The organism is Cellulomonas sp. P4_H12 (assembly GCF_056400905.1).
The window spans coordinates 1-581 of sequence record NZ_JBFUKJ010000116.1 but is presented as its reverse complement, the minus strand read 5'-3'; the positions used below and the strand labels follow the sequence as shown (position 1 = coordinate 581).

The 581-nt window shown below is 69.9% G+C and carries 1 protein-coding gene; it reads left to right on the top strand.

The annotated features are described in order from the left end of the window. Window positions 1-581: glycosyltransferase 87 family protein (locus AC1DQC_RS20065; protein WP_477052985.1), on the top strand; the 581-nt coding region annotated here is incomplete at both ends.

The window sequence follows — 581 nt, the reverse complement described above, 5'->3', positions numbered from 1 at the left end:
GCTCGTGGCCGTCGTCACGCTGTGCTGGCGGATCCTCGGCTACCGGATCACCGGCCGGGTCGTCGGCGTCTCGGCGTTGCTCTCCCTCGCGTGTGTGTTTCTCGAACCGGTGCGCACCACGCTGTTCTTCGGCCAGATCAACCTGGTGCTGATGCTGCTGGTGTTGTGGGACACCTCGCGGGGCGAGGCGAGTCGGCTGCGGGGCGTCGGCGTCGGCATCGCGGCGGGCATCAAGCTGACGCCGGCGTACTTCGTCCTCTACTACCTCGCGTTGCGGCAGTGGCGTGCCGCCGCGGTCTCCACCATCACGATCCTCACGACCGTCGCGGTGAGCTGGGCTGTGCTGCCGAAGGATTCGCGCCAGTACTGGACCGCGACGTTCTTCGATTCCAGCCGCATCGCCGACGAGGCGCACGCCGCGAACCAGTCGCTGCGCGGGGCACTCACCCGGATCATCGGCGACCCCGCACCAACGTGGCTGTGGTTGCTGCTCGCGGCGGCCGTCGTCGCCGTGAGCATGTGGGTGGTGGCCCGACTCCACCGCCGCGGGGAGGCCCTGCTCGCGGTCACCGTCGCCGGCT